Genomic DNA, 22647 nt, shown 5'->3' with positions numbered 1-22647 from the left:
ATATTAACTATAACTGTAAGGAAAACTTACCAATGAAAAAACTCGTTCCGCTTAAATCCGTTTATGCTTTCATTGCTGTTGCTGAGACTGGCAGCATGACCGACGCCGCGCGGGTATTGTACGTCAGTCACTCTGCGGTAAGCCAAGCTATCAAGTCACTGGAGCAACTGGTCAACAAACCGCTGTTTCAACGTGTAGGTCGCCGTGTTGTGCTAAATGCCGCAGGTAAGCGATATTACCGCAAAGTTGCTCCCGCACTTGAGCAAGTGATAGAGGCGACCGAAGAGCTTGCCAGAACGCCTAACGACCACCGCATTACCCTCAACATGGTCAATTCGCTAGCGATGCACTGGTGGATCCCACGAGTTCCCGACTTCCAAGCCTTCGCTCCCTCACTCGATATTCGTATTTCCACCTTAACTGGCCCTTTCGATATCGAGCAGGAAGGGGTCGATGTTGCGCTTGTACATGGCAAACCCAACGAGTGGGAACAATATTACAGCGAGAAACTGGGCGACGATGACCTAATCTTGGTGTGTAGCCCTACGATATTAAAAAACCAGACCGGATTGAGCGTCGAACAACTCGTCAAACAAAACCCGACCATTGGCGTTTTTAACCTCAGGCGACAACACGACTGGCAAGTGTGGTGCGACAATTACCAAATCCCAATGCCCACATTCCATAGCAACCTGACATTCGATGTCTCCATTCAAGCAGTACAAGCTGCGATTCGTTCACTAGGCGTATTGGTTACACATCGCTTGTTTGTGAAGGATGACATCAGCCACGGGATGCTTGTCGAACTGGGTAAACCGGTTGCTAACCCGCACCAAGATTTTTACTTTGTTTGCCCAAAAAACAAATTAAAACAAGAAAGTGTGCTAAAACTGAGAACATGGTTAAGACATGAATTCACACGCTCAGAGACAGCACTGAACGATGACATTCAAGACCAAGACCAAACTATCAACCAATAAGCGAGTAACAGCTCAGCAAGCTTACAAGAGGCCATTATGATTATTACCACCACACAATCAGTCGAAGGCAAACGCATTGTCGATTACAAAGGGGTTATTGCCGGAGAAGCCATTCTAGGGGTGAACGTTTTCAAAGATATGTTTTCAGGAATTCGTGACTTTGTGGGTGGGCGTTCTGGCACCTACGAGAAAGAACTGGAAAAAGCACGTAACTACGCGTTCAAAGAGTTAGAACAGAAAGCGATTGAAGCGGGTGCCAACGCGGTGGTAGGCGTAGATATTGATTACGAAGTATTGGGTACAGGCAATGGCATGCTGATGGTGTCTGCTAGTGGCACTGCGGTGGTGGTTGCTTAACTGAATCACTCGCTAAATCATGCGATTACCTAGAAAAACGCCCCTTAGCTAAATCGCTAACTAAGGGGCGTTATTGTATTCGCTGCCAAACTAGGCTTGAATATCTCTAACTCGCACGATCTGCGGGCTCAGAGAGCATGGCATCAAAAGAGGCAATTCGAGCCAAAAACTCTTTTCTATCTTTAGGCATAATTGAGCTTGCCATTGGTAAGTTCGCCTTCATCGCATCGACGGCGCGACCACGAACCAATACCTCAAAGTGCAAGTGCGGGCCAGTAATACGACCAGTAGCACCCGATAGCGCAATTTTCTGACCTCGCTTAATTTGCTGACCTTTCTTAACTAAGAAGCGGCTCAAGTGAAGATAACGCGTCGTATATACGCTGTTGTGTTCAATCACCAAATATTTACCAGCATACGGGTGGTCACGAAGTGCCACCACTCGACCATCACCAGTTGAGTAGATAGGTGAACCAACAGGTGTCGCAAAGTCGGTACCATTGTGCGGTGAGATTCGCCCAGTTACTGGGTGTCTTCGTGTCGGATTGAACGAAGAAGTGATTCTTCGGAATTTTCTGTCGACTGGGTATCTATCAAAGGCTTGCTCTAGACTATTTCCCTCTCTGTCATAAAAAAGACCATCTGGTGCTAGAAAAGCTGCGACTTCTCGGTTTCTTAATTGAATTGAGATACCTTGAATTTCTGTTTTACCCGTTAGGTGATCATCCGTGTACTGCTCTTTGACCAGTACATTAAAGCTGTCACCTGCTCTTAGTTCACGAGCGAAGTTAACTTTATCTTTCAACGTGCGGGTGATATTGGCTATCTGGTTAGTAGTTAACCCCGCTTTGTAGGCTGACGTTGAAAAGCTACCGTGAACACTACCCGCATAGAGTTTTTCTTTCCATTCGCCTGGGATCTCGTGGAATTTATAGGTGAAGCTACCATCATCGCTTCGAGTAAAGGCTGCTTGCTCAACCAAACTCTCGTGATAAATCAGCTCCACAAGCTGTTTTGAGTCACTATCCAAAAGCAACTCTAGATGGTCACCAGGTTTTATCGTATCGAGTTTCAAAGATTCAAGATCCGCTTCCATGATCTTATGAACCGTTTCATAAGGCAGATTCCATGACTCGAATATGTTACTGAGGGTATCGCCAACTTTCACAAAATAATGGACCTTAACCAAAGAGTTGGGAGTCGCTTGCGAGTCGATGACTTCCTTATCATTAGGTTGAGAACCTTGGTAAGGTGTTATTTTGATAGAGATTTCTGGTGCTGGTTTGGAGTGAAAAGAGAGCAAAGCAGCAAGGGAAAATGCGCTGATCGCAGTAACGATCAGACCAATACGGAGGAACTTCATAAAATACTTAGCGGTTATAACGAGGAACTTAGAAAGTGTTATAACATAACAATTAAATCAAAAAAATAAATGAAATGTAAGAAACCATAGCGCGATAGGTGTGAAAGTATGGTGAGCATGCAAAGCCCACCACCTTAGTTAACACGGATCTTTACCTCATATTACTCTTCACGAAGTACTTCGAAGCGTTCTAAGCCTCGCAGCATCTCAAAGTCCGGCTCTTCAGTTAGCAGCTCTCTCATGGACCCACTGGCTTCAATAGCGCGCTCTAAGTCATCGATAGCTTGACCTTCTGCCCCTAATCGAGCATAGGCGCAAGCACGTTGATACAGGGCATGAGCATTTTGGTCATCGACTTCTAATACACGGTTACAAAGACTCATTGCCCAGTGGTATTCCTGTATATCCATAGCAGCGTCAGCTTTGGCAGTAAGTGCTTCTAAATCTCCAGGACGAACCTTCAGTATTTCATCGTAGATTTCAATTTTTTGCTCTGCCGTTTGTGCGTTCTGTGCTCTCAACCATAGGTTATGAATCTCATTGATAATTTCAATTTCGCGGTTGTTGTCGGAAATGATTCTGGTCTTGCGCTTAAGATCCCGTTCAAGAACATTAAACTTCTTCTCATAGTCTTGAGCGATAGAATTAAGTCGCTTATCAGCCATGTCTTGAGTTGTGTGTTTAAGCTCTTTGATGGATTGCCAACCCACCAGCGCGATAAGAGAGGCCACACCAGCAATAATGTAGAAGAAGTAGGTTACGGTTACATTGGCGTAATTCAGAGACTTGTCTGCCACAGTCAGTTCCCGGTCAGTCATCTGAATGGTCAAGCGTCTTTCAAGATCCTGCTGTTCCATTCGAAGCTGCTTCAACTCATCCAAGATATAGCGTTCCATCAGCGGTCTATCCAAATACTCTTGTTCCGAGTACTTAACATCTTCGCTTGCAAAACTCATCGTGCTGAACACCGAGATAACTGCAACCAATAAGATTCGAAGCATTATACATTCCTTATATGTTTATATTTAGACTAACTGTATCTCGTAATAGGCATACAAGCTAGGAAGTCGACAAGTTTGCTATGTCCATATTGGAATTAACACTCTAAAACATCATTGATAATTATAAAACACCTGAAGCAACATCATTAATTTCTAAATTATAAAAATACCGCGTAATACTGTTCTATATGATTAATTCGCGATGCGAATATACCGAAAAATGGTTTATTGCATCGAGATGAATCTTATATTAATAACGATCAGAACGAGGTTAATTTGAATAATCCACGATACGATTTAGTAAGCCGTGTACTGCACTGGGTAATGGCTTATGTAATCATCTATGCAACGATCGCAGGGTATGTGATGCACTATGTCACCAGTCATCCAGAGCTGTTTTCTTTTCTGTCAGTGCTCAACATGTCATTGGCGACCGTTGCGACACCATTGCTTGTGGTTCGTTATATCTGGAGCCACTTTCGCTCGTCGCCAAGCATGCCAACCTCTGTGCCTGAAGGGCAAAAATGCGTTGCCAAGCTTGCACACTCTTTGATGTATCTTGTGATGTTTATGGTTTTCAGCACCGGCTACTTAATGCTAAAAGAACCGTACTCTTTATTTTGGTTAGTGAGCGTAAATAATCTAATTACCGACTCTGCAATCAACGGCTTCTTTTTCTATTTCCATCGTGCCAGTTGTATTGCCCTAGCCTGTTTAATTGTGCTGCATATCAGTGCCGCACTTAAACATCACTTTGTCTCTAGGAACTATGTATTGAAGATGATGCTCTAGATTCAAAGAATTCAAGACAATTTGCACAAACAACAAAAAAGCCATAGCATGTTCGCTATGGCTTTCTTATTTCTATTTGATTACTTGGTTTGAGTATCAAGCATCACTTGCCAGTATTCACACTTGGCCAAGAACTCTTTTAAATAAAGCTCTGGGTTAGCAAGCTTCTCACCGCCTTTAACATCAGCTCCAGTCACACGCCAAAAGCCACGAGTGACCAAGTTTCGATGATAAATAAAATCGTTGAGTTCATTAGCCTTCAAAGGAAGTTGTTCACCAAACGTATTTTCGTAGCGGCTCAGAGTCGAGGCTTGTTCACTTGGCTTCTCCCTTAAAAAGGTATCCAAATCCAAACCTAATGACTGTTGCTGCTCTTTTGATAGGGCTTTAGCTAATTTAGAGATCACACTGAACAGAGCCAACTCAACTTTTTGAGACGCTAATAACGATGCGCCTAAAAGCGCATGTTCGTTGGAAATATGTTGTTCTGTTGATGAAACGGTTGCTGTTGTCACTGTGTTAACCTCAAATAATCATAACGGGTGTTACTGAACTGGATAGAGTCTTTTCACTAAGCTGAATCTTATTCTTGTCATTAAGAAGAATCTTGCAGCTAAGCAGAGCCTTTCAACTAAGCAGAATCTTTTAGCAGAACGCGGTCAGTATCAATAATGGTGAAGCCCGATGCATCTTCATTCTTTTCGACTTGCACTAAACCTTTAAAACCAATCTGCGACAGCTTCTTCGCAAGTTGATCTGGTGCTGTTTCAAAAACAACATTCATAAAAGGTAAAGACTCAGTATCAACAAAACCATGCTCGTTAAACAGTTCCATTGCTTGAGATAAATGGTCTGAGTCGGTTAATTCAATAATTTCTACAACTTCTTCCAACAACATTTTCGATTCCATATTCGCCAGAAAGTGACTGACACAAGCCGGTTCTTTTTGCTTGCATACATCCCGATGCCCTAAGACACCCCTTTAGTAGTAGGGAGATCATAACATATTAATAATCGTAAAATATGTTTTATTTTTCCTAAGCTACTGGGAATACTAGAAAAGAATAGAAATTGGTGAAACATAAGCAACACCAATTCATAGTATCGATAACGGTAAACCTGATTTGAGGTGATCAAGCAACCGTTACTTGAGAATCGCCCGTTTCTACAATCGATTCTTGTAACAAGCCAGCATAAATACCATTGTGTGCCACCAACTGTTGATGATTACCTTGCTCAACAATTTCACCCTTTTCCAACACCAAAATCGTATCTGAGTGACGAACGGTACTCAAACGGTGTGCAATCGCAATCACAGTTTTTTCCTTGAAAAGGCGCTGCATTGCTTTTTGAATCAGGTCTTCGGTGATTGAATCTACCGAACTGGTCGCCTCGTCAAGCATCATCAATTGACCACCCTGTGCAACCGCTCTAGCGAACGAGATAAGCTGCGTTTGCCCTACAGACAAGTTGGAACCGTTCTTTTCCAAGTGGAAGTCATAACCTTGTGGCAATTGTTCAATAAACTTATCGGCATAAACATAGCGCGCCGCCTGTTCAACCTTAGTTCTAGATAGATGCGTTTTGCCCAGCGCGATATTGAATTGAATGGTCTCTTCAAATAAGTGCACGTCTTGCATCATCATTGAGAACAAATGAGCAGAGTCTTCACTTGAGATCTGTGACAGCTCTATTCCATTCAACAAAATGCTGCCTTCATAATCTTGGTAGGTTTTAGAGATCAGACGCAGAATCGTCGACTTGCCCGAACCCGTCGAACCCACAAGGGCGATTTGATGCCCTTTCTCCAATACAAACGAGACATTCTTTAGAACGTAGGGAGAGTCGTCTTTGTAGCGGAAGCTTACGTTCTTAAACTCTAGGCTCACAAACTGTTCAAGCTGTTTCTCAACCTTGTTAGATGGCAGCAGGTTACGCCCTTCCTCTTCAGTCGGCTCAACAAACAGTTCTTCGATATGGTCAAACGCTGCAAATGAACTCTGAATCGAAGCGATCTGCGAAGTAAAGTCTCGGATCGGAACAAACACTTTCTCTAAAGTATTGATGAACGCAATCAGCACACCCAAGGTGAGCGCTCCTTCTATCACTTGCTCAGAGCCATACCAGATCATAATCGCGATAGTGATTGAAGTGATGCCGGAGATAAACGAGAACAAAATCGCATCGTATTTATTGATCTTCTTCTGCGCTCTTAAAAACTCATCGGTATAGCCTTGGTAGCGTTGCTCGACTTGCTCTTCCGCTCGGTACATCTGAACGGTTTTCATGCCAAATAAGACTTCTTGTAAAAAGCCAATACCGCGAGCGAGAGAAGAACGAGTCACCTTATAGAGAGCACGAAGTCGGTTTCTCACATACACCGTCAAATACATCACTGGCGGCATAATGATCAATACAATCATCGTTAACTGCCAATCAATGAAGAACATCATCACCAACAGAGCAATGGTATTGATGCTGTCTTTAACTAGCCCTACAACCGACTGAACAAACGTCTCGCCGATGGTTTCCAAGTCACTGGTTAATCGTGAAAGCGTTACCCCAATCGGTGTGTTATCAAAATAGCTGCGCGGTAGTTTGAGCACGCGAGCAAACAATACTGAGCGCATGTCAGTTATCGTGTATTGACCAGTTTTACGCAGATTGTACGAATAGGTGGTATCCACCACATAACTCGCCACCAGCACGGCAACGAGATAGAAGACGTATTCGAGCAGACCATCCATATCCCCGTGACTCAGGTGAACATCGATCACTTGAATGATCAGCCAAGGGAACAACAAGCTCGTGATGACAGAAAGAGGAAGCATAGCGATGCCCAGAATCGCAGAGCCTTTGTATTTCTTAGCAAACTTAAAAAAGTGCTTGAGGTACTTGAGATCAACACGTTTTAACATGCTGCTGCCTCCGTTTCATTCTGCTGTAGTTGCCATGTATCGTAATAGTAATCACAGGTTTTCAATAACGTGGCGTGGTCGCCCTTCGCGATCACTTTACCTTCGTTCAACACGATGACTTCATCCATATATTCAAGGGCATTAACGCGGTGTGAAACCACAAGAACCGATTGATTTTCCAAACGTTTAAACAAACCTTCCAAGATCTTACGTTCTGTTTCATAGTCGACAGCCGATAGAACGTTATCCATGATGATCAGGTCGGTGGGTTGCAATAAAGCACGCGCAATACTTAAGCGCTGCTTCTGACCACCTGACAACATGATCCCTTTCTCACCGACTAAGGTTTGATCGCCGTGTTCAAAACGTGTCACATCACTAGCCAACTGGCTGAGCTCTAGCACTTCATCAACCTGACTCTTTGCCAAATCGGTATCTAGGCTACCAAAGCGGATATTGTCTTCGACGGTTGCTGAAAACAGGTAAGGGTCTTGAGTCACGGTTTTCACGTAACGGCGTAAGTCACTGCGTGAGAAGCTAGTGACATCTCTTTCACCAAGGAAAACAGAACCTTGTGGTACATCCAAGTGGTGGTTTAAGCAGTTCACTAATGTCGTTTTACCCGCTCCGATCCCGCCTAACACACCCACTTTCTTACCTGTTGGAATATCAAAGCTGATGTCATCGAGAATCACGCGTTCTTCACCTGAATAGCTGAAGCTGAGATTGCGAACGGAAAACGTTTTTCCCTTCAGCGATTCAACATCTAATTCAGTAAGCTTATCTTCATCTAGCTCTGGGACTTTGGCATTAAGAATGGTTTGTGCACTTTGGATACCGACCATGCCTCGCTGATAAATGGTCGCGATTCTGCCAAGTTGCATCAATGGCATAGCAAGCAAAACTGAGTAAGTCAGAAAGGCGGTAATCTCACCAAGTGTGAGTTCCTGTCTCATTAACATGTAGCCACCAAGCCCAAGAATGATGATTTTCATCAGGTCATTGGCGTAGTCGAGTACCGGCATAAAGAAGACTTGAATGCGTGTAATTTTAAGGCGGCATTCAAGCAATAACTGGTTCAGTTTTTCAGTTTCAGCTTTCACCCAAGGTGACATCTGCTGGCTCTTAATGAGATCAATCCCAGACAGGTAACTCATTAGCTGAGCAGACAGATTTTGTAGGCGCTTCATGTGCTCTAAATGCAGCGCTTTCATACGCTTGAAGCCCACACGGAAAATCACAAAAGCGATTGAGATAGGAATGATCGAATACAGTGTGAGTTCTGGCGATATGCGCCACATGTAAAGAGGCGTCAACGACAACGCAAGCAAGGCATTGAAGAACTGCAAGAAGCCGACACCAAACAGCAGTCGAATGCCACTAAGGTCATTGTTGATAATCGAGATCAGTCGACCCGAAGCAAAGCGTTCGTGAAAGCTGCTCGGTAAGCGATTCAACTTTTGTAGAAGTGTACTTTTAAGTGCGGCCTCTGTAATTCGCCCCGGATTAAGCGCATAGATACGAGACAGAATTCTCACCACCACCATGGCAACCGACATCCCGACCACAATCCAAACATAGGTTTGAAGCTGTTGGTGGCCAGTTGAAGAGGCATCATCAATCAAATCTATCGCCAATTGGATATAGCGAGGGATCTCTACTTGTAACCAGTTGACGAGAAAGATGAACACAATCGCCAATAAGTACGAGGTGCGATTCATGCGCAGATAATGGGCAATAAACTGTCTTTTATTCATAGTATTCTTTGTTTAGGGCAGGCTCACAGCGAGATTTAACGATATAACCGGGCAGTTAAGCTAGATAGGTTCATCGCTGAGGTAAAGATACATCAAAAACACTTAGTTGACAATATCAACCATATTCAATAATTAGTTTCGGGTATTAAGTTTTAGCATTGCTAGAAACAACTTTGCCGCCAAAAGTGGCGGCAAATAAATAGCTTAGCAGGCTAGTATTGATAACGGCTAAAGCATCTCTTTGGCAATCAAATGCAGCAAAAAGGTTTCACGTTCAATACTCATGCCCTTTTTAGGGCTCTCGGCCATAGTCTTCTCGTTATGAGCAATTGCGTCATGAATGTTAATCCACACCGGTTTCATCCCGTTTTTCACTTCATAATCTTCGTAAGCCGTTTCACCAAGCTCACGATCGATCTTGCATGAGTAGCAGTAAGAAATCATGTGCATCATGTCTGCATCATCTTTGTACCAAGGACGAAACTCTTCAAAAATGCCGAACGGCTTGATGCTATGGATATTCTTCGCGCCAGTCTCTTCTTCGAGTTCACGAACCATACCTGCGATCACATCTTCCCCTTCATCCAAACCACCACCAGGAATGGTGTAGTCGTGATAACGCTCTGTATACAGCATCAGAATGTCTTCACCATCTAACACAATGGCACGGGCAGCGTTGCGCTTATAGACCGTTTTATTGTCTAGATGGTCGATATCAGGATGGATGGTTGTTTTTAGGTGTCTCATGATTCTGACTGCTCTACTGAATTTGGCGGCATCATATCATAATCATCAATAGATTCGAGGTTCACAACCGCTAACCAGAACGGATCGGACGGGGATATTCCTACGGTAACTTGAATCCACTTAGCTTGATCTAACACTCAAAAAGTCGTTAAACATGAAGAAATATCAACCTATTTCAATATCTTGACCAAATTAGGACAACCTTTTCTGAAATCTAAAATATACTAATTTCATAGAGCTTCTCATTTGGTTCTGTAGAACTTAACGCATTCGATTATAGAGTTATCACGTAGGAGATAGACATGAAGAAAATTGGTTTGATGGCTGTATGTGCCGTTGTATTAGGCGGTTGTGCAAACGACTATGCAGAATATAGCGAGGGCCAACGTGTTTCAGTCGCTAACCCAGCAGCGGTTTATTGTGTTCAACAAGACGGTGAATTAGACACGGTTACTGAAAACAATCAGCGTACAACTTACTGTGTATTCGATGACGGTGAACGCATTGAGCAGTGGGAATACTACCGCAACCACCACGAGCAAGATTCAGAAACCCAAAGTTAATCACTGTAATACAACACATGAGCCTTTTGGCCAATGTGACGGGCGGTGATTACGTTCGCGTGAGCAGAAGAAGGCACAAAGCTTCGAGCTTACTGTCTGATTGCCTTTGCGAGTTTAAAGGCCGTTATTGGCATCACGAGAAAGAAATAATCACCTATCGCCACCAGCGATGTGTGAGATCCGATTCCGGATCTAAATAACGGTTCAATAAAGTCAGGTTAGTATCTAGCAGTGCTAGATATTCCCTGACTTTTTTTATGTCAGTATCGACAGGAGTTTGCTGGATACAGCGCTCCAATATTGGGAGTAAACTGTCCACAATTTCAAAGTGAGATGAACGCCCAACGAGTTCCTTTGCGGCTATCAGTGCTTCCAAGGACAACCTTTCAGGCTCACGCCTTACGGACTCCAAGTCTCTCTCAAATGCGCCCGCAGAGACACCTTCAAGATAGACTCGGTAGGTCGTCAGTACATCCATCAATAGAAACAATTGCCCTTGAGTACTTTGATGAGGATATGGCACCGCAACATGAGCCTCTAGCTGACGATCTATTTGCAGCTCTACCCCAAGTGCAGAACACTTCTCGACTAGAACCTTAAGCAAACCTTGCTCGTCCATCAACATCTGGATGTCAAAAATACGTTGCAAGTGATAGTCATTAGAAATGAATGTTACCCGTACACTCTGCCCACGAGTAAACAATCCACTGTCAATCATTTCCGAAGCTAGGTTTTGAATATTCTCTACTGTATTTGTCGAAAGCTGTTCTAGTAAAACTGCACTCAGCATAAACGGAACTTCACATTGACTTTCCAGATTTCGAAAATACGCGTGCATTGCATCAGCTTCGGAGATTGTCTGGCCCTTTGTCACTCCACCACAAAATGCAACCGCAGTTTGCTGATTCGACTCTTCTACCAAAAGCTCAGCAAGATATTCAACCAGAGCATCAACTCGACTGATTCCTTCATCAGTCAATTTATTCTCATTAAGTCGCTTACCCAGCACAATAAGGAGGTGATTAATGCTCATTTTATGTTCAAGTCTCGTTTTGGGGATTAGATGGAGTGAATTATGTATACAATACTTGTTAACAAAAGTATTTTGAAATTCTTATATGTTGCTCGCAATAATGCTCACTATTGATAGCGACATCTTAGGTAATACAAGAATAAACGTGTCGCTTTACAGCAAACATAGCACGCTCTTGTATTTCATCGCTCTATGCTTGTTAGCACTAGTCGATAAAAGAGCCCTTTCAATCAATGAATACGCTCTATCGCATAACTGTTTCACCCACAGAACAGGTTCACTCAAAGAAGTGCAACTAACCAAATACAAATTTTGCACAGAGTTCGTCCATCGAACCGTCTTCACAGGAAGTTACTATGCTGTCTATTTTTGATATCTACAAAATTGGGGTTGGACCATCCAGCTCCCACACAAATGGACCAATGATCGCTGGGTTTAACTTTACCCAAAAAATTGATGCTCAGCTTAAGCAAGTGAAGCGTATTCAAATCGACTTATACGGCTCGTTATCATTGACGGGTATTGGTCACCACACAGACAGAGCGACCTTGTTAGGTTTGCTAGGTAACCGCCCCGACACCATTAAAATCACCAGTGCTAACCAAGCAATGCGTAAGGCGATTGAAGATAAATCTCTATTGGTTAGCGGTAACCATGAAATTTATTTCGATGTAGAAAGCGATCTGCTCTTCCACAAGACCAACCTTCCGCTGCATGAAAATGGTATGACTATCTCTGCCTTTAACGAAAGCGGCAGCCTTCTGGATATGGAAACCTACTACTCGATTGGTGGTGGCTTTATCGCAACCGCTGATGAGCTACAAAACGGCAAACAGGAAGCAGAAACTCAAGTTGAGTTCCCTTTCTCTTCTGCTGATCAGTTGCTTGAACTATCCGAACAACAAGGACTGAGCCTTGGTGGCTTAATTCTACGTAACGAAGTTTCATTCCAAGGTATGGATGTGATTGACCAGAAAGCCGACCAAATTTGGAAGGTGATGTCTCTGTGTATGCAGCGTGGCTTTGACACGGAAGGCATCCTTGATGGCGGCCTAGAAGTCACTCGTCGAGCACCTGCTCTGCTTAAAAAGCTTGAAGCGAATGCCTCGATTGAAAACGATCCAATGGAGATCATGGATTGGATTAACCTATTTGCCTTTGCCGTGAGTGAAGAGAATGCAGCGGGCGGTCAGGTCGTGACATCACCGACCAACGGTGCGGCTGGGGTTATTCCTGCGGTATTGATGTACTACCATCGTTTCATCAAGGAGCTAGACACCAAGCAGCTTAAAGACTTCTTGGCAGTCTCTGGCGCAATCGGCATCTTATACAAAACCAACGCTTCGATTTCTGGCGCAGAGGTAGGTTGTCAGGGTGAAGTCGGCGTTTCTTCATCAATGGCCGCAGCAGGCCTAACTGCCCTACGTGGTGGTAGCAACGAACAGATTTGTATTGCCGCTGAGATCGCGATGGAACACTCACTGGGCATGACATGCGATCCGATCGGTGGCCTTGTTCAGGTGCCATGTATCGAACGTAACGCAATGGGTGCAATGAAAGCCATCAATGCATCGCGCATGGCGTTGAAACGTACCAGCAAGTGTCTTATCTCGTTAGACAAGGTTATCGAGACCATGTATCAAACAGGTAAAGACATGAACAAGAAGTACCGTGAAACTTCTCTAGGCGGCCTAGCCGTGATCCACATGGCACCACCTTGTGAATAAAAGACAGGAACACGAGTGGAGAAAGCCTCTATAGAGACAGCATTCTTGTAAACTTAGTTTTCAATATCTCAACAAAGCCAGCCACCAAGCTGGCTTTTTTATTGGCTAAAGCCCAACAGCTAATTGAAAGTGATACTCACTCAAAATAACTTACAGAATGACTACCTCTAACTTTCCCTTTATTAGTTCATTACTTAGCCACAAATGATGATGGCTAAATTTCATACCGCCATGCATCCACTTGCAAAATCTAACGTTGCAAATCTCATTCATGAGAAATATGAATGCACTCATAAGAAAAGATATATCGAGTAAAGTTCTGTTTGGGACAGATGTTTCAGTTTATGTATTACTGCTAATGATATTATATATCGGGTAATTACACTACATATTAATACAAACATGAGAATAAAATAATGTGGAATAGATTAAACAAATCAATGATGTTCTGCCAAATGATGTTCGGACTTTCGTTCTATGGCGTCATGGTGATCTTGACTCGTTTCTTCCTTGAAGATCTGAACTACAATGAAGCCGACACCATGATGGTTGTTGGTGCTTTCTCTGCAATCGGACCGCTATTTGCTATCGCAGGTGGCTTTATCGCCGACAAGTTTTTAGGCGCTTACCGATCTTTAACCATTGCCTTCCTAGGGTTCGCAAGTGGTTACGTTCTACTGGTACTTGGTGCAGCAGCAACCAATGTTCCGATGGCATTATGTGGTATTGCGTTAGCAAGTTATGCACGTGGTTTGATGTCCCCTTCTTACCCAAGTCTTTACAAACGCACGTTCAAAACTCAAGAAGATTTTGAGAACTGCTACCCAATCAACTACTCAGTAAACAATATTGGTGCTCTGTTAGGCCAATACCTGTTCCCAATGCTAGTGCTTGTTGTTGGTTTCCACGGTGGTTTCCTTCTTTCAGCGGTTCTAGCCGGTGCTGCGCTTCTGATGATGATCTTTGTTCGCAAAGGCCTTGTTGAAGCAAGTGCTGAAATCGACCAAAAACCAGTAAACACTAAAAACTGGGCAGCGTTCCTTGGTCTTTCTGCAGCAATGATCGGCTTGGTATTCTTCATGTTCTCTAACATGGATATTGGCCAAAACATCGTGTATGCAATCGGTGGTGCAGCGATCATCTACTTTGTCTCTTTGATGATGAAATCGAAGAAATCAGACATGCTGAAAATGGGCACTATTTTAATCATCACATTCCTGACGACATGTTTCTTCGTGTACTACGGTCAGATGATGACTTCGATGACAATGGTAGCGATCAACACAATGCGTGGCGATCTATTTGGTTTCATCCCTGTCGCACCTGAAGCTTCAATGGCAATGAACCCACTATGGTGTATGGTTGCTGGCCCTATCATCGCGGGTATCTTCTCTAACCTAGAAAAGAAAAACATTAACTTCTCAACTGCAACCAAAGTCGGTTTCTCTTTCATCCTTACGGCTATCGCTTTCGGTATCCTTACGATGGCAGTAACGACAGTTGGTGACGATGTTCTGATCCGCCCAGAAGTCTTCCTAGCGATTCACTTCTTCCTAGCATTCGGTGAAGTGATTGTAGGTTCAATGGTTGTAGCCTTCATCCTGTCTGTTGCACCTAAGCACATTGAAAACTTCTCAGTAAGCTTGTTCTCTGTTGCTATCGCACTATCAGGCATTGTTGGCGCGGTATTCTCAACGTCTATTGCACTAGAGAAAGGTCAAGAGATCACACAAGAGATCGTGCAAACGGTTTACGGTGATTACTTCCAAATGCTGACTGTTCTTGCCGTCGTGATGGTAGGTATCGCAATGGCAGCATCGTTCATTATTCGTAAGATGCTAGAAGCTGCGAAAGCCGCTGAAGAAACGATTGAACTAGAGCAAGCAAACAGCTAATTCTGTTCGCTGAGTCAAACCAATCCTAAGAGCCCTTTAGTTTTCTAAAGGGCTCTTTTTTGTAGGATCCGTTTCTCAATAGGATCTGTCGTATAAGTTAGGTAGTACATGTGTAAATAAAAGTAAATGATAACTATTAGTATTGAGTGTTTTTTAGTTCAGGATTATGATGTGGAAATCCAAATCTAAGAGAGCCTTATATGAGCAAGCCTAGCCCTATCACATTAACCGTTACTCAAACCTCAACAATTACTCCAAACATGCAGCGCATAACGCTTAGCGGTGAGGGATTAAGTAAATACCCAACAGAATGTGCCGGCGGCTACATCAAGCTTTTATTCTCGCCACTTGGCACGACTGATTTAAGCCAGCTAAACGAAGGTGAGCGCCCAACCATGCGTACCTACACCATTCGTCAGTACAATCCTGTAGAGCAATGGATTGAAGTCGATTTCGTTCGTCACATCACTAAAGATTTGCAGTGTGGCTTTGCTGCAAGGTGGGCAATGAACGCGAAAGTGGGTGACACTATTTCAGTGGCTGGTCCTGGTTTAATTCAGGGGCTTAACCTAGAGTCAGACTGGTTCTTCTTAGTTGCAGACATGACGTCCCTACCTGCGCTTTCTGCAAAAGTAAAAACGCTCCCAGAAACAGCAACTGGTCACGCTATCATTCAGATCAACTCAGCAGCAGATAAGCAGGTACTTGAGACTCCTCAAGGTATCAAAGTAACCTGGTTGATTGAAGATGAAACCTCAGAGTCACTTTCACAAACCGTGCGCAACACAGAATGGTTAGAAGGTCAGGTTTCAATATGGACAGCGTGTGAATTTGAAAGCATGCGTGAGCTAAGACAATACTTCCGCAACGAAAAAGAAGTCGCGAAAGAGAACATCTACATCAGCAGCTACTGGAAACGTGGTGTCACTGAAGATGGCCACAAAGTGTTGAAACAGCAAGATGCTCAAGATTTAGCGGGGTAAGTCTTTTACTACCTACAGCTTCTTACTAGATAAAGAGAAAACGCCCTTAACGAAGTTTGTTTCGCTAAGGGCGTTTTTTCATTTAACTTAATAGAGATACCTATTCACAAATCCCCAATCACTCAGGCGATCTTTTAAGTCAATGAGATAACTAAGCCAGCAATAATTAGAGATACGCCTACACCGCGAGTCGCGTGCCACTTTTCCTTTAAAAAGTAGATCCCCATCACTACGCCGAAAATGATACTCACTTGCCTAAGAGCAACAACCAAGCTGACATTTTCAGTCATGGTCATCGCAAACAGCACTAAGCCATAGGTCGAAGCCATCATAATGCCTGCAAGCGTGGCTTTCTTTCGCAGTATCCAAGCATTAGTAAACTCGATTCTTTGGTTGGTTACGAATAACCAAACACTCAACGGAATCACAATTGCCCAAAACTGAATGCCTAGGTAGAAAATCGCGGTGTGCTTGTTAGTTATAACTGGTGTGCTCAAAGGATCGAGTAACAGAAGCGCTTCTTTATCAATGATGGAATAGCCCGTGGTACCAATGGCCGCGATTAACGCCCACAGTACGCCAAGGTTGAGATACGCTTTTAACCTAAGATCTGAAAACTTCTTAAGTGGTACAAACAAACAACCCAAGGTAATCAAGGTGAAGCCAAACCATTGATTAGGTGACAGCTCATAGCCTATCAACACCGTGCCTAAACCCACCATCAACACGGGCAGTGCCCGTGCCATTGGGTAAATCACACCGATATCAGCTTGTTTATAGGCCGCGCCTAACCCAATCAAATAGATGATTTGACAGATCCCACTCAAGAAAACCAGTTGCCAAAATGGAAGTAAGATATTTGACAGTCCAACGCTGTGAACATACCAGATCAAGTAAGGCGTCAATATCGCTGCGGCGGCAAAGCCAGAGGCTAAGAAGAATGACGAGCCCGAGCCTTGATTAGATTTACCTAGAACGTTCCAACCCGCGTGAAGCAAAGCCGAAATGATCACGATTACAATCGCAGAGAATTCCATTTCATTCCTAAATTATTGATGAATTAGCACAACGGCTGACAACAGGTGATAAAAAGGCCTCCGAATAAGAGACCTTTGAGCGTTTCAATTGGGCAATCCTGCATAATTGCAGATATGCCAACGTTATAACGTATGACTAGCGCTCTAGCTGTGCGATCGACTCGATGCTGATCGCGTCATGACGCCAATATTCAATATCGCAATCAATCAAATCACCGTCTTGATTGTAATTAACACGCTCAACCACCATAGCAGGAGAACCAGAAGTCGCACGCAGAGCTTGCGCGGTTTCGCCAAGCAAAGACGTTGTGCTCACTCGATAACGGATCTTCTGATACACCACACCAAAGTGCTCACGGTAGATGTCCGTCAACGATTTAGACAAGTCATAATCAAGCAAATTAGGGAACAACTCTGGTCGAATGTAGTTGGTCACATACACAACGGGCCTGTCTTCAAGATAACGAACTCTGTCTACTCGATAAACGTCCGAAAAAGGTTGCAGCTCAAGAAGCCTAGTTGCTTCCTTGGTCGCTAAAATGCCTTTCGCCGCCACCAACTCTGTTTTCGGCTTACGATTCTGCGACAAAGCCATATTCGTGAAGTTCAGCGTTTGTGTTGGATCGTAGCGCAGTGGCGCTGGAGAGATAAACCAACCACGTCGGTCTTCTCGATAAATGCGCCCTTCCGCTTCAAGTGAAGACAAGGCTTCGCGTAAGGTAACTCGAGTCGTATCAAACGATTCAGCCAGCTTACGTTCCGCAGGCAGCTTCTGTCGTGGTGTTAACATCCCCGACTCTATCTGCTCTACGATGACATCTTTGATTTTTACGTACTGCACTTCATTTCCTTTCATTCTTGTTCTTGTCGTCAGCCACTCCTTGGCCAACTGCAATATAAGTGGTTCGCTAGCGTTTACGCCAAGCTTGGGTGCGCTTATCGAATAACTTGTTGATTAGCATATGAATCAACTTCGCACTCGCTGCAGATATCATGATCATCACCGCCATCGCTGCTGCTGCACCGGTTTGACCTGCATCGTCCATATTCAGTACTGATACTGACGCTGGAATCGTATTGGTAGAATACAAGAATACTACCGCAGATGTCGTGGTAAGTGCATTAATAAACAGGTATGTCGCAATATCTAAAATCGCCGGCAGACAAACAGGTACCGTCACCTTAAAGAACAGCTTGTATTGCGGTAAGTTTACCGAAGCCGCTGTTGCTTCAATTTCGGAAGGCAGTTGTTTCAATGCCGTTAACGCCGTCATGTGCCCTACCGTGTAGTAGTGAACCACGGTATTAATCACCAAGAACGCCATCGTGCCATACAAGAAGTTAAGTGGGTTACTCAAATCATTGAAGTAGAAGATATAACCCAAACCCAGCACCATACCCGGAACGGCCATCGGAACAACGCTGAGCATTTGCATCGCTTGACGAACAGGCCCGAATGCGCGGCCTTTCTCAATGCAGTATGCACCTAAGAAAATCAGAACAGTACCAATTATCGCAGTCCAAGCACCAAGCGTTAACGAGTTGAAGAATGGCGCCCAACCATAGGTACTCATTTCTGCAAAGTTATAGTTGTTTAGCGTCAGCGCTTTGTTCCAAGGCCAGAAGGTGACCATCGAACCGTATATCGCCATGCCCAACACGATAACCACAGCAGCAGAGATGATGGTGCAATAAAGGAAACATAAGCCATCACGCAGAGAGCTAGGTTCAGGTTGGTACGCGACAGAACGAGTATCAAACAAGCTCTTCTGTTTCTTTTGAACCCAGCTGTCAACGGTAAACGCAAGCAACGCAGGCAATAGCAGTAAGATACTGGTTACCGCACCCATAGAGAAGTTCTGTTGACCAACCACCTGCTTAAAGATGTCAGTCGATAACACGTTGTAGCTACCACCGATCACCTTTGGCACACCAAAGTCACAAACCACCAGCGTAAACACAACGATCAGGGTGCTGATCAAGCCGTATTTTGCCGCAGGTAACGTCACCATGAAAAAGGTTTTTAACGATGAAGTATTGAGTGCACGTGCTGCCTCATAAAGGCGAGCGTCAGAGGTTCTTAATGAGGTGGTCAGAATCATCAAGGCGTGTGGAAACGTCCAGAATATCAAGCCCAGTGAGATACCAATCAAGCCATAAACCGAGTTGCCACCTAAGACTTCTTTAGCGATACCTTGGTTACCAAATAGGAAGATAAGACTGATTGCAGGAAGCAGTGACGGAGCAAGAATAGGCGCAGAACCCAGCACTTGAAAAAGCCCCTTAAAAGGCATGCATGAACGAGTTAGCGCATAGGCATAACCAAACGCCAAGACGCCCACGACAACTGTCACTAGCAACCCAAGCGTGAAGGTATTGCCTACCGACTGCCATAAGCTTTGAGACGCAAAATACGTTGCGAAATTCTCTAAGCCTACAAATTCGCCATCTGCGTTCTGAACACTCTTTTTCAACATCGCCCACAGTGGCATCAGGATAAACAACGTCATGACCACAGACAAAAAGGCCAACAGCCCAAATAGAATTACGTTGTCTTTGCTTAACCGAGCCAGAAAAGGTTGTACTCGTCGTTGAATTAGCAGCTTAGATTGCATCATTTGAGTCGATTCCATGATTGATTACGCCGCCTCGTCTTTCATCACTTGCAGGCTTTTCGATGAGTAAGCTCTAAGGCCTTCTTGATCAAACGCCACGTAACGAATATCACTGCGACGCAGCTTCAATCGGTTAAACTCTTTGACGGGTACATCAACGATGATCTCTTTCGCCGTTGAGTCATGTTGCAATTGACACTCAACACGATAAAACGCCCCTAAGAATTCGCTTGATACGATTCTCACTGGCAAGGATTCACTAAAACGATCAACAAACTGGATTTGCTCTGGACGAACGGCAATATCAAAAACATCACCCAGATTTGGCGTGAGATTATCTAAGCCAGGTAACGGCAGCATTGACTCAGCAATACGCATCTTGCCTTGAGCCGCAACAGAAGCTTGAATAAAGTTCATGCTACCAACAAACTCAGCCACAAAACGACTGACAGGTTTTTGGTAGATCTCTTGAGGAGCACCGACCTGCTCGATAACACCATGATTCATCACGACAATACGGTCTGCCATCGTTAACGCTTCATCTTGGTCGTGCGTCACCATAATAGTGGTGATACCCAATTTGCGTTGCAGTTGGCAGATCTCATCACGTAGGTGTGTTCTTACCTTCGCATCCAACGCAGAAAGCGGTTCATCGAGTAGCAACAAGCCTGGAGATAACGCCAATGCGCGAGCCAGAGCAACACGCTGCTGCTGTCCACCAGATAGCTGATTTGGAAATTTCTGACCAGACGTTGGTAAGCCAATGGTCTCTAACCAAGACTCAACCGTCTCAAGGGCTTCTTTGGTCGACATGCCTTGGTTTTTCAGACCAATCGCAATGTTTTCTTCCACAGTGAGGTTTGGAAACAAAGCGTAAGACTGGAACACGATGCCAAAGTCGCGCTTTTCTGGTGGCAAGAAGGTTGTATCCTTACCGTTCTGCTCAATAGAACCTGACGTTGGTAAGTCTAAGCCTGCAATCGCACGTAATAAGGTGGTTTTTCCACAGCCAGATGGGCCAAGGAAGCAGACGAACTCGCCTTTATCTATCGATAGGGAGATGTCTTTTAACGCTGTAAACTGGCCAAATTGCTTTACAACGTTTTCAATATTCAAATAAGTTTGGTTGCTCATACTACAGCACTCTCTATATGGTATATACCAAATTTAAACTGAGAATATTGCAGTTGAGTGACAAATTTATAGAAGCTAAATGACAGTTATATTGCAGATATAATAAGCATTAAAGATTGCTATTTGTTCAGCATTAAAAGTTAGTTCAACGTTGAAAGCCCTCAGTGACTTACCCATAAATCACTGAGAGCCTCAATGTAAACTTCTAACTTAAACGCTAGATTAATCTATGATTCAACCTTGTCGGCTTTGCCCGCCGCACCTGCGAGTTTGGATAACTGTTTATCTAGCCACAATGGCGTGCTACCCGAATCTTCCGCGTTCTCTTTTCTTCGTACCGCATCACGAACCATCATCGCACCTACCCAACGGAATGGCTCTGGCGGGAAGAGTCCTAACGGGCCTTTAGTTAAACCGCTTCGTGTCCAAGCGTTGTCGATATCGAGCACCATTGCTGACAAAATCTTCCCGCCCATACGGGTTTGAGCAACGCCATTACCTGAATAGCCAAGCCCATAATAGATGTTGCTTTGGCCTTTTAGATTACCGAAAAATGGCAATCCGGTGACCGAACGATCTGAGCCGCCAGACCAGTTGTAATCGAATTCACTTTGTTCCAATTTAGGGAACAGTTTTTGGAAGGATTGATTGAGAATCGGCAGGTAGTTGGTCGTTTGGTTAAACATGCTTTCAACTTGATTGGCAAACGAGAACTTATTACCGCCTTTACCCAACATAAGTCGCCCGTCCTGGGTATCTCGGTAGTAGTGGACAAAGATACGCGAATCCACCACCGCCGCCCCTTTCTCTGGGCCAAATTGCTTGAGCTTTTCAGGAATGGGCTTGGTCACCACCATATCTGAAGAGACAACCACAATGCTGCGTTTGAACTCTTTAAAGTGATCGAGCATCCACGCATTGAGTGCCAAAATCACTTTATCTGCAAATACGGAACCGCCTTTGGTTTGAATTCGAGCTGGGGAGCCATAATCGAGTGATGTCATCTCTGTGTTTTCGTGAATTTCGACACCCAGTTCGAGCGCGACTCGGCGCAAACCTCTAGCCAATAACGCTGGCTGCACACTACCCGCAGCTTCTGAGTAGTAACCCTCAATATGGCGTTCAGATCCCGCTTTATCAGCCAAAGAATTGTCGCACTTCTTCCAGCTATTGATACCCTGCTTAACCAGCTCATTAACAACAGGCTCCATTCCACCCTTTTGGGCTTCATTAGTCGCCGTGTAGTAAGTACCGCTTCGATATAGATGCGCGTCAATCTTGTGTTCGTTACAGAAGGCTTCGATCTCGTATATAACCTTTTCCGACTCCTTAACCAACCATTTCGCTTGTTCTTTTCCATAGAGCTTTTTCAGCGTCGGATACTTAGTTGACCACGTCAGCATGCAACCGCCGTTCGCACTAGAAGCACCGCTACCACATAGGCCTTTTTCAATCACGACAACATGCTTTTCTGGTTGCTGTTGTTTGATTAAAATCGCCGTCCATAAACCCGTATAGCCACCGCCAACAATGGCGATATCACAGTTGACGTCTTTTTGGAGCGGCTTAGCCGAATCTAGCCCCGCATGGATGTTGCCAAACTCTTGTTCCAACGCTTGCTTGAACCAATATGAGTAGTGCTTTGTCATTTGTTGTACCTTACTTAAAACCTAAAGGCGTAAAACTAAAAAAGGAAGACCGAAGCCTTCCTTTACTGATTTCTAACTTCTAATGAACTAAACAGT

At 44.2% G+C, this 22647-nt stretch carries 20 protein-coding genes; 7 read left to right on the top strand and 13 right to left on the bottom strand.

Annotation, left to right across the window (positions count from 1 at the left end):
• Window positions 1–32: 32 nt before the first annotated feature.
• Together ACED46_RS04470 and ACED46_RS04465 are read left to right on the top strand one after the other, a co-directional pair.
• Window positions 33–980 carry a LysR substrate-binding domain-containing protein gene (locus tag ACED46_RS04470; protein WP_371720975.1) on the top strand — a complete coding sequence of 316 codons (948 nt, stop codon included), beginning with the start codon at window positions 33–35 and terminating at the stop codon, window positions 978–980.
• A gap of 36 nt (window positions 981–1016) precedes the next feature.
• Entirely contained in the window at window positions 1017–1337 is a 321-nt protein-coding gene (locus tag ACED46_RS04465) for a heavy metal-binding domain-containing protein (RefSeq protein WP_004730185.1), read from the top strand.
• 106 nt (window positions 1338–1443) lie between these two features.
• On the opposite strand, the gene ACED46_RS04460 is transcribed toward ACED46_RS04465, so the two are convergent.
• Window positions 1444–2700 carry a peptidoglycan DD-metalloendopeptidase family protein gene (locus ACED46_RS04460; RefSeq protein ID WP_371720974.1) on the bottom strand — a complete coding sequence of 419 codons (1257 nt, stop codon included), beginning with the start codon at window positions 2698–2700 and terminating at the stop codon, window positions 1444–1446.
• Between the two features lie 161 nt (window positions 2701–2861).
• Entirely contained in the window at window positions 2862–3701 is an 840-nt protein-coding gene (locus ACED46_RS04455) for a tetratricopeptide repeat protein (RefSeq protein ID WP_017067625.1), read from the bottom strand.
• A gap of 276 nt (window positions 3702–3977) precedes the next feature.
• Here ACED46_RS04455 and ACED46_RS04450 point away from each other — a divergent pair, with 276 nt between their 5' ends.
• On the top strand, window positions 3978–4493 hold the full coding sequence (locus ACED46_RS04450) for a cytochrome b (protein ID WP_371720973.1): 516 nt from the start codon (window positions 3978–3980) through the stop codon (window positions 4491–4493).
• 80 nt (window positions 4494–4573) lie between these two features.
• Here ACED46_RS04450 and ACED46_RS04445 read toward each other — a convergent pair whose 3' ends face one another.
• The 5 genes from ACED46_RS04445 to ACED46_RS04425 all read right to left on the bottom strand — a co-directional run bounded on the left by ACED46_RS04445 (window position 4574) and on the right by ACED46_RS04425 (window position 9915).
• Complete coding sequence (locus ACED46_RS04445) at window positions 4574–5008, bottom strand: hypothetical protein (RefSeq protein WP_048616918.1); 435 nt, start codon at window positions 5006–5008, stop codon at window positions 4574–4576.
• 116 nt (window positions 5009–5124) lie between these two features.
• Window positions 5125–5391 carry a hypothetical protein gene (locus tag ACED46_RS04440; RefSeq protein WP_371720972.1) on the bottom strand — a complete coding sequence of 89 codons (267 nt, stop codon included), beginning with the start codon at window positions 5389–5391 and terminating at the stop codon, window positions 5125–5127.
• Between the two features lie 235 nt (window positions 5392–5626).
• The gene (locus ACED46_RS04435; RefSeq protein WP_371720971.1) at window positions 5627–7411 is read right to left on the bottom strand and encodes an ABC transporter ATP-binding protein; all 1785 of its coding nucleotides are present in this window, start codon (window positions 7409–7411) and stop codon (window positions 5627–5629) included.
• A complete protein-coding gene (locus tag ACED46_RS04430) occupies window positions 7405–9168 on the bottom strand; it encodes an ABC transporter ATP-binding protein (RefSeq protein ID WP_371720970.1) in 1764 nt (587 codons plus the stop codon). Before ACED46_RS04430 ends, ACED46_RS04435 begins: the two co-directional genes overlap by 7 nt.
• A gap of 228 nt (window positions 9169–9396) precedes the next feature.
• Window positions 9397–9915 carry an NUDIX hydrolase gene (locus ACED46_RS04425; protein ID WP_102332037.1) on the bottom strand — a complete coding sequence of 173 codons (519 nt, stop codon included), beginning with the start codon at window positions 9913–9915 and terminating at the stop codon, window positions 9397–9399.
• A 302-nt stretch (window positions 9916–10217) separates the two neighbouring features.
• On the opposite strand from ACED46_RS04425, the gene ACED46_RS04420 reads away from it, so the two are divergent.
• Entirely contained in the window at window positions 10218–10478 is a 261-nt protein-coding gene (locus ACED46_RS04420; RefSeq protein WP_102332036.1) for a DUF333 domain-containing protein, read from the top strand.
• 154 nt (window positions 10479–10632) lie between these two features.
• Here the strand turns inward: ACED46_RS04420 and ACED46_RS04415 are convergent, their stop codons facing one another.
• Window positions 10633–11511, bottom strand: a complete 879-nt coding sequence (locus tag ACED46_RS04415; protein WP_102428804.1) for a YdcF family protein — start codon at window positions 11509–11511, stop codon at window positions 10633–10635.
• A 356-nt stretch (window positions 11512–11867) separates the two neighbouring features.
• On the opposite strand from ACED46_RS04415, the gene ACED46_RS04410 reads away from it, so the two are divergent.
• The 3 genes from ACED46_RS04410 to ACED46_RS04400 all read left to right on the top strand — a co-directional run bounded on the left by ACED46_RS04410 (window position 11868) and on the right by ACED46_RS04400 (window position 16116).
• Window positions 11868–13238 carry an L-serine ammonia-lyase gene (locus tag ACED46_RS04410; protein ID WP_017059518.1) on the top strand — a complete coding sequence of 457 codons (1371 nt, stop codon included), beginning with the start codon at window positions 11868–11870 and terminating at the stop codon, window positions 13236–13238.
• 416 nt (window positions 13239–13654) lie between these two features.
• A complete protein-coding gene (locus ACED46_RS04405) occupies window positions 13655–15133 on the top strand; it encodes a peptide MFS transporter (protein WP_371720969.1) in 1479 nt (492 codons plus the stop codon).
• Between the two features lie 200 nt (window positions 15134–15333).
• Window positions 15334–16116 carry a siderophore-interacting protein gene (locus ACED46_RS04400; protein WP_102332033.1) on the top strand — a complete coding sequence of 261 codons (783 nt, stop codon included), beginning with the start codon at window positions 15334–15336 and terminating at the stop codon, window positions 16114–16116.
• A 134-nt stretch (window positions 16117–16250) separates the two neighbouring features.
• Here ACED46_RS04400 and ACED46_RS04395 read toward each other — a convergent pair whose 3' ends face one another.
• The 5 genes from ACED46_RS04395 to ACED46_RS04375 form a co-directional block, all read right to left on the bottom strand.
• Window positions 16251–17153 (bottom strand): multidrug transporter, encoded by a 903-nt coding sequence (locus tag ACED46_RS04395; protein ID WP_017064814.1) that lies wholly within the window; start codon window positions 17151–17153, stop codon window positions 16251–16253.
• A gap of 136 nt (window positions 17154–17289) precedes the next feature.
• Window positions 17290–17994 (bottom strand): phosphonate utilization transcriptional regulator PhnR, encoded by a 705-nt coding sequence (gene phnR, locus ACED46_RS04390; protein WP_017064815.1) that lies wholly within the window; start codon window positions 17992–17994, stop codon window positions 17290–17292.
• A gap of 67 nt (window positions 17995–18061) precedes the next feature.
• Window positions 18062–19771 carry a putative 2-aminoethylphosphonate ABC transporter permease subunit gene (locus ACED46_RS04385; protein WP_371720968.1) on the bottom strand — a complete coding sequence of 570 codons (1710 nt, stop codon included), beginning with the start codon at window positions 19769–19771 and terminating at the stop codon, window positions 18062–18064.
• A 21-nt stretch (window positions 19772–19792) separates the two neighbouring features.
• Window positions 19793–20902, bottom strand: coding sequence for a putative 2-aminoethylphosphonate ABC transporter ATP-binding protein (locus tag ACED46_RS04380; protein ID WP_136978012.1), 1110 nt, complete (start codon window positions 20900–20902; stop codon window positions 19793–19795).
• 227 nt (window positions 20903–21129) lie between these two features.
• The gene (locus ACED46_RS04375) at window positions 21130–22551 is read right to left on the bottom strand and encodes an FAD-dependent oxidoreductase (protein WP_371720967.1); all 1422 of its coding nucleotides are present in this window, start codon (window positions 22549–22551) and stop codon (window positions 21130–21132) included.
• Window positions 22552–22647 lie beyond the last annotated feature (96 nt).

The organism is Vibrio sp. 1S139 (genome assembly GCF_041439475.1).
In the GTDB taxonomy this organism is placed as follows: Bacteria; Pseudomonadota; Gammaproteobacteria; order Enterobacterales; family Vibrionaceae; genus Vibrio; species Vibrio crassostreae_C.
This window is presented reverse-complemented; position numbering and strand designations above follow the sequence as displayed.

Bases quoted from the DNA above. Each gene is read 5' to 3' on its own strand.
- ACED46_RS04415 (WP_102428804.1), bottom strand. From the start codon at position 11,511: ATGAGCATTAATCACCTCCTTATTGTGCTGGGTAAGCGACTTAATGAG.
- ACED46_RS04395 (WP_017064814.1), bottom strand. From the start codon at position 17,153: ATGGAATTCTCTGCGATTGTAATCGTGATCATTTCGGCTTTGCTTCAC.
- ACED46_RS04410 (WP_017059518.1), top strand. From the start codon at position 11,868: ATGCTGTCTATTTTTGATATCTACAAAATTGGGGTTGGACCATCCAGC.
- ACED46_RS04385 (WP_371720968.1), bottom strand. From the start codon at position 19,771: ATGATGCAATCTAAGCTGCTAATTCAACGACGAGTACAACCTTTTCTG.
- ACED46_RS04455 (WP_017067625.1), bottom strand. From the start codon at position 3,701: ATGCTTCGAATCTTATTGGTTGCAGTTATCTCGGTGTTCAGCACGATG.
- ACED46_RS04405 (WP_371720969.1), top strand. From the start codon at position 13,655: ATGTGGAATAGATTAAACAAATCAATGATGTTCTGCCAAATGATGTTC.
- ACED46_RS04375 (WP_371720967.1), bottom strand. From the start codon at position 22,551: ATGACAAAGCACTACTCATATTGGTTCAAGCAAGCGTTGGAACAAGAG.
- ACED46_RS04380 (WP_136978012.1), bottom strand. From the start codon at position 20,902: ATGAGCAACCAAACTTATTTGAATATTGAAAACGTTGTAAAGCAATTT.
- ACED46_RS04400 (WP_102332033.1), top strand. From the start codon at position 15,334: ATGAGCAAGCCTAGCCCTATCACATTAACCGTTACTCAAACCTCAACA.
- ACED46_RS04465 (WP_004730185.1), top strand. From the start codon at position 1,017: ATGATTATTACCACCACACAATCAGTCGAAGGCAAACGCATTGTCGAT.
- ACED46_RS04460 (WP_371720974.1), bottom strand. From the start codon at position 2,700: ATGAAGTTCCTCCGTATTGGTCTGATCGTTACTGCGATCAGCGCATTT.
- ACED46_RS04440 (WP_371720972.1), bottom strand. From the start codon at position 5,391: ATGTTGTTGGAAGAAGTTGTAGAAATTATTGAATTAACCGACTCAGAC.
- ACED46_RS04470 (WP_371720975.1), top strand. From the start codon at position 33: ATGAAAAAACTCGTTCCGCTTAAATCCGTTTATGCTTTCATTGCTGTT.
- ACED46_RS04435 (WP_371720971.1), bottom strand. From the start codon at position 7,411: ATGTTAAAACGTGTTGATCTCAAGTACCTCAAGCACTTTTTTAAGTTT.
- ACED46_RS04430 (WP_371720970.1), bottom strand. From the start codon at position 9,168: ATGAATAAAAGACAGTTTATTGCCCATTATCTGCGCATGAATCGCACC.
- ACED46_RS04425 (WP_102332037.1), bottom strand. From the start codon at position 9,915: ATGAGACACCTAAAAACAACCATCCATCCTGATATCGACCATCTAGAC.
- ACED46_RS04420 (WP_102332036.1), top strand. From the start codon at position 10,218: ATGAAGAAAATTGGTTTGATGGCTGTATGTGCCGTTGTATTAGGCGGT.